Source organism: Grimontia marina, from assembly GCF_900060185.1.
GTDB classification, from domain to species: domain Bacteria; phylum Pseudomonadota; class Gammaproteobacteria; order Enterobacterales; family Vibrionaceae; genus Enterovibrio; species Enterovibrio marinus.
In genome coordinates, this window is record NZ_FIZY01000017.1 from 15901 (window position 1) to 32762 (window position 16862).

Annotated in this window: 17 protein-coding genes; 2 read left to right on the forward strand and 15 right to left on the reverse strand. The window is 48.8% G+C overall.

From position 1 onward, the window contains the following. Positions 1 to 90 precede the first annotated feature (90 nt). The 13 genes from GMA8713_RS10595 to yceD form a co-directional block, all read right to left on the reverse strand. Positions 91 to 864, reverse strand: coding sequence for a TatD family hydrolase (locus tag GMA8713_RS10595; protein ID WP_062709079.1), 774 nt, complete (start codon positions 862 to 864; stop codon positions 91 to 93). Between the two features lie 81 nt (positions 865 to 945). Further along, a complete protein-coding gene (holB, locus tag GMA8713_RS10600) occupies positions 946 to 1914 on the reverse strand; it encodes a DNA polymerase III subunit delta' (protein WP_062709082.1) in 969 nt (322 codons plus the stop codon). Continuing rightward, positions 1904 to 2539: a dTMP kinase gene (tmk, locus tag GMA8713_RS10605; RefSeq protein ID WP_062709085.1), complete on the reverse strand. Its 636-nt coding sequence runs from the start codon at positions 2537 to 2539 to the stop codon at positions 1904 to 1906. The genes holB and tmk overlap by 11 nt, the downstream gene beginning before the upstream one ends. After that, on the reverse strand, positions 2536 to 3549 hold the full coding sequence (gene mltG / locus GMA8713_RS10610; RefSeq protein WP_062709088.1) for an endolytic transglycosylase MltG: 1014 nt from the start codon (positions 3547 to 3549) through the stop codon (positions 2536 to 2538). Before mltG ends, tmk begins: the two co-directional genes overlap by 4 nt. Continuing rightward, entirely contained in the window at positions 3546 to 4355 is an 810-nt protein-coding gene (gene pabC, locus GMA8713_RS10615; RefSeq protein ID WP_062709091.1) for an aminodeoxychorismate lyase, read from the reverse strand. The genes mltG and pabC overlap by 4 nt, the downstream gene beginning before the upstream one ends. A gap of 105 nt (positions 4356 to 4460) precedes the next feature. After that, positions 4461 to 5699, reverse strand: coding sequence for a beta-ketoacyl-ACP synthase II (gene fabF, locus GMA8713_RS10620; protein WP_062709093.1), 1239 nt, complete (start codon positions 5697 to 5699; stop codon positions 4461 to 4463). Positions 5700 to 5797: 98 nt separating this feature from the next. Further along, positions 5798 to 6034, reverse strand: a complete 237-nt coding sequence (gene acpP, locus GMA8713_RS10625) for an acyl carrier protein (RefSeq protein WP_007467184.1) — start codon at positions 6032 to 6034, stop codon at positions 5798 to 5800. Between the two features lie 157 nt (positions 6035 to 6191). Next, entirely contained in the window at positions 6192 to 6926 is a 735-nt protein-coding gene (fabG, locus tag GMA8713_RS10630; RefSeq protein ID WP_062709096.1) for a 3-oxoacyl-ACP reductase FabG, read from the reverse strand. A gap of 60 nt (positions 6927 to 6986) precedes the next feature. After that, positions 6987 to 7910, reverse strand: a complete 924-nt coding sequence (gene fabD, locus GMA8713_RS10635) for an ACP S-malonyltransferase (RefSeq protein WP_062709099.1) — start codon at positions 7908 to 7910, stop codon at positions 6987 to 6989. Between the two features lie 13 nt (positions 7911 to 7923). Next, positions 7924 to 8889, reverse strand: a complete 966-nt coding sequence (locus tag GMA8713_RS10640; RefSeq protein ID WP_062709102.1) for a beta-ketoacyl-ACP synthase III — start codon at positions 8887 to 8889, stop codon at positions 7924 to 7926. A 5-nt stretch (positions 8890 to 8894) separates the two neighbouring features. Then, positions 8895 to 9920 carry a phosphate acyltransferase PlsX gene (gene plsX / locus GMA8713_RS10645; RefSeq protein ID WP_084387703.1) on the reverse strand — a complete coding sequence of 342 codons (1026 nt, stop codon included), beginning with the start codon at positions 9918 to 9920 and terminating at the stop codon, positions 8895 to 8897. 9 nt (positions 9921 to 9929) lie between these two features. Next, on the reverse strand, positions 9930 to 10100 hold the full coding sequence (gene rpmF, locus GMA8713_RS10650) for a 50S ribosomal protein L32 (RefSeq protein ID WP_002541721.1): 171 nt from the start codon (positions 10098 to 10100) through the stop codon (positions 9930 to 9932). 5 nt (positions 10101 to 10105) lie between these two features. Continuing rightward, on the reverse strand, positions 10106 to 10636 hold the full coding sequence (yceD, locus tag GMA8713_RS10655; protein WP_002541719.1) for a 23S rRNA accumulation protein YceD: 531 nt from the start codon (positions 10634 to 10636) through the stop codon (positions 10106 to 10108). A 246-nt stretch (positions 10637 to 10882) separates the two neighbouring features. On the opposite strand from yceD, the gene GMA8713_RS10660 reads away from it, so the two are divergent. Further along, positions 10883 to 11467 (forward strand): Maf family protein, encoded by a 585-nt coding sequence (locus GMA8713_RS10660; protein WP_062709105.1) that lies wholly within the window; start codon positions 10883 to 10885, stop codon positions 11465 to 11467. A gap of 56 nt (positions 11468 to 11523) precedes the next feature. Here the strand turns inward: GMA8713_RS10660 and GMA8713_RS10665 are convergent, their stop codons facing one another. Continuing rightward, complete coding sequence (locus GMA8713_RS10665; RefSeq protein ID WP_084387704.1) at positions 11524 to 12165, reverse strand: HAD family hydrolase; 642 nt, start codon at positions 12163 to 12165, stop codon at positions 11524 to 11526. Continuing rightward, the gene (rluC, locus tag GMA8713_RS10670; protein WP_062709108.1) at positions 12155 to 13111 is read right to left on the reverse strand and encodes a 23S rRNA pseudouridine(955/2504/2580) synthase RluC; all 957 of its coding nucleotides are present in this window, start codon (positions 13109 to 13111) and stop codon (positions 12155 to 12157) included. Before rluC ends, GMA8713_RS10665 begins: the two co-directional genes overlap by 11 nt. Before the next feature lie 522 nt (positions 13112 to 13633). Between rluC and rne the strand changes: the two genes are divergently transcribed. Next, a complete protein-coding gene (rne, locus tag GMA8713_RS10675) occupies positions 13634 to 16672 on the forward strand; it encodes a ribonuclease E (RefSeq protein ID WP_062709111.1) in 3039 nt (1012 codons plus the stop codon). Positions 16673 to 16862: the final 190 nt, after the last annotated feature.

Below are 16862 nucleotides of genomic sequence, written 5' to 3' on the forward strand. Positions count from 1 at the left end.
CCTGAATTTTCACATTAAGAATAACAACAGAGTGTGGAGTGACATTTATTAAAATAAGCCATGTCCAATGGACTCGGACATGGTTTAGATTTACGCAGAAGGCTTGAAGAGACGGAAGAAGTTCTCGGTCGTGACTCGCGCAACTTCTTCAAAGGAAACCCCTTTCAGTAGTCCAATGTACTCAGCGACTTCGCGCACATACGCAGGCTGATTTTCCTTACCACGAAAAGGCACAGGAGCCAGATATGGCGAGTCTGTTTCAACCAGCAATTTCTCCAGTGGTAAGCGTCGCACGACATCTTTCAGTTCAGACGCTTTGTTGAAGGTTACAATGCCTGAAATAGAAATGTAGAAACCCAATTCAATCGCTGTTTCTGCCATTTCATAGCTTTCGGTAAAGCAATGGAGAACACCACCGACTTCCTGCGCATTTTCTTCACGGAGAATTTGCAAAGTGTCTTCTCGTGCCATACGGGTATGGATGATCAGAGGTTTGTTCAGTTCCACCGCCAAACGAACGTGCTGACGGAAAGCGTCTTTCTGCTTTTCAGCCAGTTCCGGCTGGTAGTGATAGTCCAGACCTGTTTCACCAATTGCTACCACACGATCATCAGAAGCCAGCGCTTTCAGTATGTCGTAGTCAAAGCCTTCTTCGATATCCAGCGGGTGAACACCACATGACGCAAACACGTTATCGAACGGGCGAATCAACTCCATCATTTTTGGGAAACTTTTCAGCGTCACACCCACAGACAGCAGATAATCAACGCCACGCTGCTTGGCGTTTTCCACCACTGCGCCTACATCAGCGTGTAAATCTTCGTAATTGAGTTTGTCGAGGTGACAATGCGAGTCGACTAGCACGTCTTTTTCTCCGATAGGTTTCTGACTAAAGCGGACGATTATACGATATTTGAAGGGGGATGGCTCATCATCCCGCCCTATTTAAGACACAACAAACTCTGTTAGCCATCGGCTGATAAGGAGTTCGCTGTTGAGGCCAGTGTGCATTGTAAGTTCAGCTTTCATTCGGTTCAACGCCATCAGTTGCGACATGACTTTTGCCTGAGGTAAGGCCGACGCCAAGTTCTGGACGGTTTTCATATCGTCACAGTGGACAATCGCTTCATCTGAGCCTTGCTGAACCTTGATGATATCCAGCATCAAGAAGCTCAGCCATTGCAGTCCTTCCTGTTGTGCCTTAACGATGAGGTCAGCAACAGAAAAAAGCCCCTGCCTCTTACTTACAAACTCAGAAAACGCATCGACTAATGCTTTGTGCTTACTGACACTGCCATCTTCAATAAATGCCTTAGCCGCCAGCGGTGCGCCGCGGTTAATACGCAGCACTTGCAGAGGAACAGACTCAAACAACTCGCCTTCAACCCAACGCTTCACCACTGTTTCTTCCGGCAGTTTGGGCTTCCATTTGTTACAACGGCTGACAACCGTCGGTAACATGGCGTCCATCGATTGTGATAGGAGAATGAAGTGACAGTGTGATGGTGGCTCTTCCAGTGTTTTCAGCAGTGCGTTGGCGGCCGCTTCACCCATTCGATCAGCGTTTTGAATCAAAATAACGCGTTGGCCTCCTAGTTGAGAGGTTTCCCACGCGTATTGATTGCCTGCACGAACCGCATCGACTCCCAGTTGCTTGCCTTCAGATTCTGGTTTCAACAAGTGGAAGTCTGGGTGCGTATCAGCATCAAACAATTGGCAGCTATGGCACATGCCGCAAGGCTCAGTGACACCGTTCTTACAAAGAATGGTTTTCGCCAGGATGGCAGCAAGTTCTATCTTGCCGCTTCCTTTTGGTGCGCTAAGAAGTACAGCGTGATGCAGGCGATCCTGACCGAGCAATTGCTGCCAGTTTTGCCAGATTTCCTGATGCCAAGGATAGAGCTTAGCCTGCATGATTCAGCCAGTTCTCCAGTGCCTTACGAATATCTGCCGATACCGAGTCAATGTCCTGCGAAGCATCGATAATCACAACGCTGTCATCAGACTCAGCCAGCTCAAGGTAACGAGCACGGGTACGGTGGAAGAAGTCCAGCTTCATCTTTTCAATTCGGTCCAATTCGCCACGTGCTTTCGCGCGCTGAAGGCCAATTTCAGGGTCAAGGTCAAGATACAGCGTAAAGTCAGGACGAAAGTCGCCCAATACGGTGTCGCGCAAGTTCTGCATCAGATCCTGATCGAAGCCGCGACCACCGCCTTGATAAGCTTGTGATGACATGTCATGGCGATCGCCCACCACGTAAGCGCCTTTAGCAAGTGCAGGCTTGATGACGTTATCGACCAATTGAATGCGTGCCGCGTAAAGCAGCAACAGCTCCGCCATGTCTGTTAAAGGTTCATCAGGGTGCCCCTCTTTCACCAACGCACGCATTTGCTCTGCGAGCGGCGTTCCACCAGGCTCGCGGGTGGTTTCAATGTCTGAAATACCTTGGGCTTTCAGTGTTTCGATAACGTTGCGGATTGCTGTTGTTTTACCCGCGCCTTCCAGACCTTCAACGACGATAAATTTTCCGTTACTCATTGGCTTCTTAATACTTTTAAATACTCTCTCACTGCACGGTTATGCTGTGCGAGTGTTTTGGAAAACGTATGGCCACCATAACCGTCGGCCACAAAATAGAAATATGGGGTATCAGCAGGGTTTGCTGCAGCAATGATAGACGCTTTACCCGGCATCGCAATTGGCGTTGGTGGTAAGCCGAAAATTACGTAGGTATTGTATGGCGTTGGCGTGCGCAAATCTTTCTTACGAATGTTGCCGTCATAGCTGTCACCCATGCCGTAAATGACCGTTGGGTCAGTTTGCAGACGCATTCTATTGTTTAGGCGGTTAACAAAAACAGAAGCGACTTTTCCACGCTCTTTATCAACTGCGGTTTCTTTCTCGATAATAGAAGCAAGCGTCAACAAATCGTAAGCCGACTTGATGGGTAATGCTTCCTGACGCGATCCCCAAGCTTCATCCAGTGCAGCTTGTAACTGGGTCGCGGCACGTTTCAGGATGGAAAGCTCACTTTGACCGGCCACATAATGATAGGTCTCAGGTAAAAGCAGACCTTCTACTTTCTCACCTTCCAACCCTAGTTTTTCTGCAATTTGTGCTTCAGTCAGCTCGGCAGTGTCATGGGTCAGGTAATCTGTTTCTGCGAGTTGCTCGCGCCACTCTTTGAAGGTGCTGCCCTCAACAAAGGTAATGGTGAACTGGTGTTCTTTACCAGAACGCACTAAAGCAAAAAGCTCAGCAAGACTGATACCTGGCTGAACCTGAAAAGTGCCCGCTTTTAGTTTGGTCAACTCCGGATGGGTTTTCGCTGCCCAACGCGACCATTGAGAGGCATCAATAACGCCATCTGAAACCAGTTTGCGAGTGAATGAGTGATAGTTTGACCCTTCAGGTACGTTCACCAACAAGGTTTCTGTCGGTTTGATATCACTGTTAACGTAACTTTCAATTTGGGTATAAGCCCAGTACGCGCCGCCGGCAGCCGCCAGCGCTAAAAACAATACAATCAGCGCAAGTTTCTTAATCACACATCCAACCTTAAGGCGATCGCGCTAGAAGCATCGAAGTCGCGGTAGTTTTTCCCTTCAAGACAGTGAACAGGCACGACACCCATTACTGCGTTTGTTATGAATATCTCGTCTGCGTTCAGCAAACTATCAGGCGTTTCCAACACTTCCTTGATGGGGTAACTCAGCGCTTGGGCCAGAGCCATAACCTGAGCCCGCATAGTACCAGCAACCCCTGAAGCAGTAAGTAAAGGTGTGTACAAGGTTTGGTCAATTCGCCAAAAAATATTTGAGGCAGAGGTTTCAATGACATGTCCGTTCATGTCACAGGCAACACCATCCTCTGTACAACAGTTTTCGACCTCTCGCTTTAGCAGGACTTGCTCTAGACGGTTAAGGTGTTTGAGGCCTGCTAAAGGAGATTGGCCAATACGCTGTTCCAATAGAGACAGTGAAATGCCCGTTTCCCGCCAGGACAGATACTGTGTTGGAAACGGATGAGATGAAACCGTCACTGTTGGCTTGTTGCAACCCGCCGCGCTATAGCCACGACCGCCAGAGCCTCTGGACACAATGACTTTCAGTATTGCCCTCTCAGTGTCTTTAAGTGAATCAGCAACAGTGTCGACCCACTGATATAAAGATGACCAATCTACACCTTCAATGTGCAACGCGGAAACGTTTTGCTCAAGACGTGCTCTATGTCGCCCCCAGTCACAAGCCTGACCGTTTTTCACCAATACGGTGGTGAACACACCATCACCGTACTGAAATGCTCGGTCACTGAAAGCTACGGTATCTACTTGCTGTCCATTTACGAGGATCATCCGTATTCCCTGCACAATAAAAAAACGGCTCGGTCACAAGTCCCGAGCCGTTGCATTCTATCAAAAAAACCTTCTTCGCCAAAAAAGTCAGGCGAACAAAAAGACTTAGATTTTCTTGAAGATAAGTGAACCGTTGGTGCCACCGAAGCCGAATGAGTTACACAGTGCGTAATCCATCTTCACTTGACGTGCTTCATGCGGAACGTAGTCAAGGTCACAGCCTTCGTCTACGTGGTCCAGGTTGATTGTTGGTGGTACTGCTTGGTCAACCAGTGACATCGCAGTGATGATCGCTTCAACAGAACCTGCAGCACCCAGTAGGTGACCCGTCATAGACTTGGTAGAAGACACCAGCGCCTTATCCGCTGCTGTACCCAGCGCCAGACGGATACCCTTGGTTTCAGCCACATCGCCGGCAGGCGTTGACGTGCCATGTGCGTTAACGTAACCGATTACATCTGGGGAGATACCTGCATCACGGATAGCCGCTGTCATCGCCAGTGCGCCACCTGAACCGTCTGCACTTGGCGAAGTCATGTGATAGGCGTCGCCGCTCATACCGAAGCCAACCAGCTCACAGTAGATTTTCGCACCACGCGCTTTGGCGTGCTCGTACTCTTCGAGAATCATCATGCCTGCACCGTCACCCAGAACAAAACCGTCACGGTCTTTGTCCCAAGGACGTGATGCTGCTTGTGGATCATCATTGCGGGTAGACAGCGCTTTCGCTGCCGCGAATCCGCCAATGCCCAGCTCAGTAGAAGCTTTCTCTGCACCACCTGCAACCATTGCATCAGCATCACAGTATGCAATCATACGAGCAGCGTGACCAATGTTGTGCAGTCCAGTAGTACATGCAGTCGAGATCGCGATATTTGGACCGCGAAGACCGAAATTAATAGAAACGTGACCGGCGATCATATTTACAATGGTCGACGGTACAAAAAATGGGCTGATTTTGCGTGGGCCTTTTTCGACATACGCGCGGTGGTTTGTCTCAATCAGACCAAGACCACCAATACCAGAACCGATGGCTACGCCAATACGGTCTGCATTTTGTTCTGTGATCTCCAGACCAGAATCTTTAAGTGCTTGCACACTTGCTGCGATGCCATACTGGATGAACAGGTCCATTTTCTTGGCATCTTTCTTAGAGATGTAATCTTCACTGTTGAAATCATTAACCAGACCAGCAAACTTGGTTGCAAAGTCGGTGGTATCGAAGTGAGTGATACTCTGGATGCCACTCTGACCAGCCAGCAGCGCTTTCCAAGATGATTCAACGGTGTTACCTACAGGCGATAACATCCCCATGCCAGTGACAACAACACGACGCTTAGACACGATGATATTCTCCGGAGAAAGGTGTTATTACGAAATTTCGGGGGTGGTAGAAAAAACTCAGGCGGTCAAGGTGACCGCCTGGGAGGATCTTGTTCTGATTACTCAGACGCGCCAACAACGTAATCAATCGCTGCCTGAACGGTAGTAATCTTCTCTGCTTCCTCGTCTGGAATCTCGGTATCGAATTCTTCTTCCAGAGCCATTACCAGCTCAACGGTATCCAGTGAGTCTGCGCCCAGATCGTCAACGAAAGATGCTTCGTTTTTAACTTCTGCTTCGTCTACGCCCAGTTGCTCAACGATGATTTTTTTTACGCGTTCTTCGATGTTGCTCATATTAATACTATTCCTTACAAGATTCGCAGATGCGATATGTGCAGTAGTTTATTCAATAACGTGGAAGTTGCAACACCCGAAATGCTGGTCAAACCACGATTTGGATGATAAACCATCGGATTTTGACCTGAATCATTTTGAGGTGCAACTTTATTGTTTAAATCATGTACATGCCGCCGTTGACATGCAGTGTTTCACCCGTGATATAAGCTGCATCTTCTGATGCAAGGAATGCGACTGTTGCCGCAATTTCACGTGGTTCACCCAGACGACCCGCAGGTACCTGAGCCAATGTCGCTGCACGCTGATCATCGTTCAGCGCTTTTGTCATATCGGTTTCGATGAAACCTGGGGCAACAGTATTTACAGTAATTCCACGTGATGCAACTTCACGTGCCATAGATTTGGTGAAGCCCACAACTCCGGCTTTTGCCGCAGAGTAGTTTGCCTGACCAGCGTTACCCATGGTGCCAACCACTGAACCTACGTTGATGATACGACCGTTACGCTTTTTCATCATCGCACGCAATACTGCTTTAGACATGCGGAAAATAGACGTCAGGTTGGTGTCCATAATGTCCTGCCACTCGTCGTCTTTCATTCGCATAAGAAGGTTGTCACGAGTGATACCTGCGTTATTTACCAGAATATCAATGTCACCAAACTCTTCTTTAATCGCTTTCAGTACTGCCTCAATGGACTCGGCAGAGGTTACGTTTAGTGCGTAACCTCTGCCATTTTCACCCAGATATTCACTAATTGCTGAGGCACCGCTCTCAGAAGTTGCAGTACCTACAACAGTTGCACCGCGCTCAACCAAAAGTTCAGCAATTGCACGGCCGATACCGCGGCTCGCACCTGTTACAAGGGCAATTTTACCGTTCAGGTTCATCAGTTTTCGTTCCTTTATTAAACAGCCAGCTAAAACACCAGCTGTGAATCCCAGAATTTGTTACTTAGCAGCTTCTAAAGAAGCTGAGTCGTTAACTGCTGCTGCGCTCAAACGTTTGTCGATGCGCTTCGCCAAGCCAGTCAATACCTTGCCTGGGCCCATTTCTAGCAGCAAATCAACGCCTTCATTCGCCATTTTTTCGCAACCTTCCGTCCAACGAACTGGACCGTAAAGCTGACGAACCAGCGCATCTTTAATGGCTGCTGCGCCTGTCTCAGTTGCTACGTCTGCATTGTTAATGACGGGAATTGAAGGCGCGGAGAACGTCAGATCATTGAGTGCAATTGCCAGCTTGTCAGCAGCAGGCTTCATCAGTGCGCAGTGCGAAGGGACAGAAACAGGCAGCGGCAGTGCGCGTTTTGCGCCCGCTGCTTTACACAGCACGTTTGCTCGCTCGACCGCTTCTTTGTTACCCGCAATAACAACCTGCCCTGGAGAGTTAAAATTAACCGGAGAAACCACTTGGCCTTCTGCCGCGTCTTCACAGGCTTTCGCGATAGCGTCATTGTCCAAGCCAATAATCGCTGACATTGCACCAACACCGGCAGGAACAGCTTCTTGCATCAACTCACCACGCAGTTCGACCAACTTTACGGCTTCTTTAAAATCGATAACACCCGCACAAACCAGTGCAGAGTATTCACCTAGGCTGTGACCGGCCATAACTGAAGGCATTGCTCCACCTTCTTGCTGCCATACTCGCCAGATAGCGACAGATGCAGTCAGCAATGCAGGTTGGGTGCGATTTGTTTGATTCAGATCTTCTGCTGGACCATTTTGAACCAGTGCCCAAAGGTCATAACCCAGAGCTTCAGAAGCTTCCGCAAACGTTTCTTTAACGATGGCAAACTGTTCACCCAGTTCCGCCAACATGCCCACGGCTTGCGAACCCTGGCCAGGGAAAACCACAGCAAAGTTAGACATTGTGTATTCCTTATCAAAATTTGATCAGAGCTGAACCCCAGGCGAAACCACCGCCGAAGGCTTCAAGCAAAATCGTTTGGCCGCGTTGAATACGCCCGTCACGAACTGCCTCATCAAGCGCAGTTGGGACGGAAGCGGCCGAGGTATTACCATGCTTATCAAGCGTAATGACTACCTGATCCATCGACATGGCGAGTTTCTTCGCCGTCGCCTTGATAATGCGGTAGTTAGCTTGGTGAGGGACCAGCCAGTCAATTTCTGACTTGTCCATTCGATTCTCGTCCAGCGTTTCAGCAACAATGTTTGCCAGTTGTGTCACCGCCACCTTAAATACATCATTACCCGCCATATGAAGCCAAGAGTCAGACTCTGCCGGGTTTCCTGCTTTTGTGCGTTGAGGGAATTTAGCTTTCAACAGCTCGCCAAACTTACCGTCTGCGCGTAGGTGGGTTGAGATAATGCCAGGTTCTTCGGTAGCACCAATCACAGCCGCCCCCGCGCCATCACCAAAAAGGATGATGGTTGAGCGGTCTTCTGGATCACACATGTGCGAAAGACGATCGGAGCCGATCACCAGTGCATTCCGCGCCATGTCCGACTTCACATATTGATCCGCCACGCTCAGCGCATAAACAAAACCTGAACACGCTGCTGATACGTCAAATGCTGGACAACCGCTGATTTCCAGCATTGCCTGAACATCACATGCCGCAGCGGGGAAAGCGCTCTCGCCACTGGTAGTAGCTACAATAATAAGGTCGATGTCTTGCTTATCAATCCCTGCCATATCAATAGCTTGACACGCAGCGAGATAGCCCATTGTGGCAACAGTTTCTTGCTCACTGGCGATACGACGTTCTTTAATACCAGTACGCGCGATGATCCACTCGTCGCTGGTATCTACCATTTTTTCGAGATCCGCATTGGTGCGGATTTGCGCAGGCAGATAGCTGCCTGTGCCTAGAATCTTACTGAACATGAAGACTAATAATGCCTCTCGAGTAATACGGCTTCCAAACGGTTACATATTTTATTAGGTAGTTGCCGTTCGACTTCGTGTACCGCTTCTCCGATAGCATGTTGGAAAGCGGATCTATCAGCACGTCCGTGGCTTTTAACTACAATGCCGCGCAATCCTAACAGACTTGCGCCATTGTACTGGTCGGGGTTCAGGTGTTTCAGGCGATTAAACAGCCCACCAAATAACCATTTAGCTACCAGTTTCTTAAATGGATTCGCCAAAACATGCATTTTTAAGCTTTCTAAAAACAGTCTTGCGACACCCTCACTGGTTTTCAGGCTTACATTGCCGACAAATCCATCGCAGACAATGACATCGGCTTTTCCAGTATAAAGCTGGTCGCCCTCTACATAGCCAATGTAATTGACCGCCGAGCACTGCTGCAACATTTCCGCGCAGCGCTTAACTAAGTCATTCCCTTTGATCTCTTCTTCACCGATGTTAAGCAGTCCAACTGATGGCTGATAGCCCAGTTGTTCTTCAGCGAGTACCGACCCCATCACTGCGAACTGAAACAAGGTGTCGGCATCAACCGAGACGTTTGCCCCTAAATCTAATAGCCAGCTTTGCTGGTTACCCATGGTTGGCAACTCAGAAATCAGTGCAGGACGATCAATGCCTGGAAGCAATTTAAGAAGAGCGCGGGAAAGTGCCATTAAAGCGCCGGTATTACCCGCGCTGACACAAGCATCAGCCTTTCCTTCCGCAACCAGTTCGAGTGCGATACGCATAGAGCTGCCTTTGCTTGAACGCAAGGCTTGCGAAGGACGTGTGTCATTGGCGATAGAAGATTCCGCATGAACAATTGAAATGCGGGGATTATTTTTTTGATCCAGCGATACGAGCTGGCGGGTGATCTCGGATTGATCACCGACGAGTACCACTTTTAACGAGGGGAAATGCAACAATGCCTGCACGGAGGCAGGCACTGTTACTTGAGGACCGAAATCCCCGCCCATCGCATCAAGTGCAATGGTTAGACCTGTCAAGGCTCAACCTTACTTGTTGATTACCTTGCGGCCACGGTAGAAACCGTCAGCAGTCACGTTGTGACGCAGGTGAGTTTCACCAGAAGTTGCATCTACAGACAGAGCTGAAGTGCCCAGCGCATCGTGTGAACGACGCATACCACGCTTAGAACGGGTTTTACGGTTCTGTTGTACGGCCATTGACCCTACTCCTCGTTACTTTGCTTTAAGTTTTTCAAAACGGCAAATGGATTCGGACGCTCATCAGCAAGCGGGATTTCCCCGAATACCATACCATCAGAATCGACTTCGCAGTCGACTTCGTCGTGCATGGCAACCTGTGGCAAAGCCACAATCAACTCATCTTCGATAAGTTGAAGCAGGTTAATCTCACCATTTTCGTCGACTAATGCCGGCTCATAAGCATCCGGTAAATTGCCAACCTGATCTTCATTGAAAACCGGGCTGTAAATAAATTCGACTTCACAATGATGCGGGAAGGCTTTCCAACAACGCTGACACTCTAAATTGACGTCGACCTTGGCGTTTCCGCGTACAATCTTCAGCCCTTGAGCATCAATGTCAAATGAAAGCTTCACTTCAGCATCACTGATTACACCTTCAGTTGCCTCAGCTATACGCTCCAGTTGCTTCACAGCGATGATGCCATCGTAGTCAAGTCGCTTTTGCGCACTTCTAAACGGGTCAACCGTTAGTGGTAGCTTTACCTTTTGCATAGGGCGCGAATTCTAGCCTCCAATGTGGCCTGAGTCAAAGAAATTTATGCCTTTACTTCTATTCAAGCGCTTCAAAAGCCCAAGAAAAAGAAAAAAGGTTACTTTCCGTTCAACAGGTACTTAGCATTATTGAACTTGAATGGGCCACCCATACCTAAAGCTCGTCGGAAGCCCACTCGCCTCGGCAAGTTTAAAACATTACACTTGCCTGCGTATACGAATATTCTGGTAAAGGATCATCGTTAGATGAATAAACAAACAATTGTGCTGGCTTCAGGATCCAAGTACCGCCAGGCATTACTTCAGAAACTTGGCTTACCTTTCGTTGCCCACTCACCGGATATTGATGAATCTGCTAAAGAAAATGAGTCTCCGGCTGATTTAGTGAAGCGACTCTCATTGGAAAAAGCACAGGCATGTCGAGACGCTCACCCTAGGTCGATCATCATAGGATCCGATCAGGTTTGTGTGATCGATGGAAAGATTTTGGGAAAACCCCAAACAGAAGCAAAGGCCATTAAGCAGTTAAACGCAGCATCAGGCAAACATGTCACTTTTTATACGGGGTTAACTTTATTGAATGCTAACTCTGGAAAAACACAAACAGACCTAGAGCCCTTTCATGTTTACTTCAGAGAATTGAGCGAAAAAGAGATCACGCGTTACGTGAAGCGTGAGCAACCTCTTGATTGCGCGGGTAGCTTTAAATGCGAGAGCCTAGGCATTGCATTATTCGATAAGCTAGAAGGGCGAGACCCAAACACCCTGATTGGCCTGCCTTTGATTCGCCTATGCGAAATGCTCCGAGAGGAAGGAATCGAAGTCCTTTAGCCCTTAAACGAAAAATGGGGCTATAGCCCCACTTTCTTCTTATCTTTCGTCGGCGATTAAAGAAGTGCTTCCAGAGAATCTACAATCGCGACAGGATGGTATTCCGCCAGCGTCGTCCTGTCGTGGACACCCCATGTAATACCGATCGCATCTACCCCAGCATTTTGCGCTAAATACATGTCGTGCGTTGTGTCCCCCACCATCACAGCATCTTTTGCCTCAACACCAAGCTGAGCCAAAAGCTCATTGATCATCAATGGATCAGGTTTTGAAGCCGTTTCATCCGCAGTGCGAGTCGCCACAAAAAATGCTGACGTGCCGGTATCCGCAATGGCCTTATCCAAGCCTGAGCGGGATTTACCTGTCGCAACTGCTAGCAAATGCCCTCTTTGCTTCAACAATTCCAAAAAGCCTAAAGCAGAGGGATACAAGTCAATCGGCGTATCGTTATCGACACGAAACTGTTGCCCGTAATGGCGCTTCCATTCATCCAGTTTTTCTAAAGGCGCACCGGGATAGAGAAATTCATACCCTTTGTCCAGGCTCAGACCAATCATTTGTTTGAGCTCATCACCAGACAACTCTGGCAAACCACCCGTCAGAAGGGCAGCAGCTTCTAGACTGGAAACAATACGCGCGACCGAATCCATCACGGTGCCGTCCCAATCAAAAATCACCAACTTATAGTTAGCTAACACGTGGCGCTTTCCTTAAACCTTCCAGTGCTCTTTCTAGTTGTTTATCCATCGGGGCAGAGATATCCATCAGTTCTTCTGTGCCCGGATGGGTAAACTTGATATTGGCTGCATGCAGGAACAGACGGCTCAAACCAAACTTCTTGGTGTAAGCATCAAACCTTGGATCGCCATAGCGGTCGTCCCACGCCAGCGGATGTCCCACATATTGCGTATGCACACGGATTTGGTGAGTACGGCCAGTTATTGGGCTAGCTTGCACCAAAGTCGCTTGCTCGAACTGTTCTATCACTTTAAAGCGGGTTTCAGACGGCTTACCATTGGGGTTTACACGAACAATGCTGTTCACTTCGTTTTTAAGAAGTGGCGCTGTTACCTTCTTCATAGAAGGCTTCCAGTTACCCATGGCTAAAGCAAAGTAGTATTTCTGCACCGTCTTCTCACGGAATTGCGCCTGCAAATGACGCAATGCTGAACGCTTCTTAGCAATCAGCAAGATGCCCGAGGTATCGCGGTCGATACGGTGCACCAGTTCTAGAAAACGTGCGTCTGGACGCAATGCGCGCATCGCTTCAATGGCGCCAAAGTGCAGACCACTTCCGCCGTGAACTGCAGTGCCTGACGGTTTGTTGAGCACTAACATGTGATCGTCTTCATAAATCACACATTTTTCCAACTCTGCGACACGATTCAGTTTGGTATTGGGTGCCTCAGCCTGCGCTGTCTCTGGGATCTTGATAGGTGGTACGCGAATAACATCACCCGCCTGAAGCTTATATTCAGGTTTTATGCGTTTTTTATTAACTCGCACCTCTCCTTTACGAAGAACGCGATAAATCATACTTTTAGGTACGTTTTTAAGCCTATTTCGGAGAAAGTTATCGATCCGCTGGCCTGCAATGTCATCTGAAATTTCGATGAATTGCACTTTAGGTTTTTCAGTATTCATAGGGCGTAGATTCTACATTGCATCAAAGTAGTTTGCTGCAAAAAAGTGTCCCTGCTATAGTTGCGCCGTAAAGCAGAAAAGTTTGAAGCTTTTTTGCTCGCCACGACTAAAAAGTCGACAAATAGAGTAAATCTTTACCGCTTTATCTCAGACCCCTAACCGCCACTAGCACTATTTCTGAGTAGTATCTTGATCAGCTGGCAGTTAACGGTGTCTTAATCATGCAGCACTCGGCGTAAGACATGAGGAATAAAGCACCCGTTAGTTTGTTGGCACGACGGGATAAATAACCAGTGTCAAAGAGACTGTCGCCATTTGTGGCGAATAGCCGACTGAATAAACCGGAGTGAATATCTTAATTCCGTATCAGTGGGTGGATAAGTAGTGCCCTAGAGCGTCCCTGATTCCCCAGCCGTGAGGCTGCATTAACATCAGACTTGGGACCTGGCAGCATTGCGTTCTTTCTCTCGTATCCGACAACTAATAACAACAAATAATCGAGAACAATTTGATATGAAAAGAATGTTGATTAACGCAACTCAAAAGGAAGAGTTGCGCGTCGCATTGGTTGACGGTCAGCGCTTATACGATCTGGATATCGAAAGCCCTGGCCATGAATCGAAGAAAGCAAACATCTATAAAGGCCGTATTACACGTATTGAGCCAAGTCTTGAAGCAGCATTCGTAGACTATGGTTCTGAGCGTCACGGTTTCCTTCCTCTTAAAGAAATTGCCCGCGAATACTTCCCAGACAATTACAGCTACCAAGGTCGTCCAAACATCAAAGAGGTGTTGAAAGAAGGCCAGGAAGTGATTGTTCAGGTTGATAAAGAAGAACGTGGTAACAAAGGCGCTGCCTTGACCACTTTCATCTCTCTCGCTGGTAGTTACCTTGTTCTGATGCCAAACAACCCTCGTGCTGGCGGTATTTCCCGTCGTATCGAAGGTGAAGAGCGTAGCCAACTGAAAGAAGCGATGTCTGGTCTGAAACTACCTCAGGGCATGGGTCTGATCGTTCGTACCGCTGGCGTTGGCAAATCTGCTGAAGAGCTGGAATGGGATTTAAACTACCTGCTGAACAACTGGGAACGCATCCAAGGCGCCGCTGATTCTAAACCAGCGCCATTCCTGATCTATCAGGAAAGCGATGTGATTGCGCGTGCATTCCGTGATTACCTGCGTCGTGACATCGGCGAAGTGCTGATCGACAGTGAGAAAGTTTACAATCAGGCTCGTGAGCGTATTCAGGCTACCCGTCCTGACTTCCTGAGTCGCGTTAAACGCTACGAAGGTGAAGTTCCACTTTTCAGCCACTACCAAATCGAAAGCCAGATTGAATCTGCCTTCCAGCGCGAAGTGCGTCTGCCTTCCGGTGGTTCGATTGTTATCGACCCAACCGAAGCACTGACTTCTATCGACATCAACTCCGCTCGTGCGACCAAGGGTTCTGATATCGAAGAAACCGCACTCCAGACAAACCTTGAAGCAGCGGACGAAATTGCACGTCAATTGCGCCTGCGTGACCTTGGTGGTCTGGTTGTTATCGACTTCATCGATATGACCCCAGTTCGCCACCAACGTGAAGTAGAAAACCGTTTGCGTGAAGCTGTCCGTATGGACCGTGCACGCGTTCAAATCGGTCGTATTTCACGCTTTGGTCTGCTGGAAATGTCTCGTCAGCGTCTGAGCCCTTCTCTGGCAGAAGCCAGCCACCACATCTGTCCTCGCTGTACAGGTACTGGTGTGATTCGTGATAACGAATCTTTGTCTCTGTCTATCTTGCGTCTGATCGAAGAAGAAGCGCTGAAGGAAAACACCGCCCAAGTAATGGCTGTAGTACCCGTTCCGGTTGCTTCTTACCTGCTCAACGAAAAACGCCGCTCAGTGCAGCACGTTGAGAAGTATCACAACGTCCGCGTTATCGTTGTACCTAACGCCAACATGGAAACCCCACACTTTGAAGTGGTTCGTATCCGCGGTGGTGACGAAGTGACTTCACTGTCTTACCGCCTTCCAGAACAACTGGAAGCAATGCGTGAGACTGAAGGCAAAGACGACGCACCAGCTGAGCGCGTTGTTAAGAAACGCGAAGAGCCAGCATTGCAAAGTTTCGCTGCCCCTGCTTCTCCGGCACCGGTTGCCAAGCCAGCAGCAAAAGCAGCAGTTGAAGCTAAACCTGGCCTGATCTCTCGTCTGGTATCTTTCATCTCTGGCCTGTTCGCAAGTGCGCCGGCTGAAGAAGAGAAGAAAGAAGAACCAAAACGCGAGTCTCGTAACCGTCGTGACCACAAGCGTTCTCAAGATCGCACCCGTCGTGGCGAGCGCAATGGTCAGCGCGACGAAAACAGCAAGAATGGCGAGCGCAATGAACGAAGCGAGCGTGGAGATAAGAAACCACGTCGTGGCAAAGAGCGCGCTGAAAATAACGAACGTTCAAATGAGCGTCCGGAAAAACAAGCTAAGAAGCAAAACCGCAAGCAGACTGACAAGGCAGAAAAAGCTGACCAACGTCAACAGCAAGCGAAAGCGGCTAAGCCAGTAAAAGAAGAGTCTCAAGCTGACAAGCAAGAGAAAGCGGAAAAGACGGAGAAAGTAAAACAGCGCCGTCAACGCCGTAAACTGAACAAGAAAGTCCGTGTTGGTGATACTGAAGAAGTTGAAATCGCCGCAGTAAACCCACTTCACGAAATGGGCAAAGCTGTAGCGGAAGAAGCGAAAGCAGAAGCGACCACTACTGACGCACCTCAGACCGCCGAGACGAACGATAATGGTGAGCAACGTGAAGAGAAGCGTCGTAACCGCCGTTCACCTCGTCACCTGCGTGCAAGTGGCCAACGCCGTCGTCGTAGCAACCGCGAAGACGAATCAGCAAACGCTGAGCAAGGCCTTGACCAACTGGACATGATGGAAACGGCTGTTTCTATCGTTGAAAAGCGCAACAAGGTCGTTCTGAAGTCTGGTGTTGCTTCTCCAGAAATGGCAATGGGTAAAGTATGGCCTTCGAAAGCTGCACTGAAAGCCCCTGTTGTGGCAGAAGCAGTAACAGAAGCACCTGTTACTGACGAAGCTCCAGCACCTAAGACAGTTGCTGTTGGTGGCGTAGCCTTCCCTGAAATGGCAATGGGTAAAGTCATTGTTCGTCGTTCAGCATCCACTGTGCTGGAAGAAAAAGCGAAATACGAAGGTGCTGACGCCCTAAACGAAGAACTGCCAGTTGCTGTTAATGCACCGGAAGAAGTAGAAGCACCTGCCGCAGAGCCAGTTGTCGAAGCTGTAGCTGAACAGGTAGAAGCGCCAAAAGCTGAAGAAACCAATGTGAAGAGCGTGATGGAATCTAGCGAAATCCCTGCTGTAGAAGCAGAGAAACCCGCTAAACCTGCTATTCGCATAGGTCGTGCAACGTCTCCAATGACAAAAGCACCAGCACCGGAAAGTGCAGAGTCAGCCATTGAAGTGGCGATTGCTGAGTTCCGCAGTGAGCGAGCTGAAACGCGCCAAGCAGGTAGCCAAACGGCAACCAACAGCGCCGCAGCGCCAGCGACCAAGCCTAACTTCCAATAAGAAGTCCGGTATAAAAAGAGCCATGCCTAGCATGGCTCTTTTTTTATGTGCCACTAGGGGCTGTTGATCTTTGGTGATGGTTTTTGCAGCAGTTTGTGGGGGTTTTATGCAAGGCAGAGGCTTCGATGTGTAGCTAGCCTACATGAGAAGCCGATAACGCAGCAGAAATTCCCCACAAACGCTGCCCGAA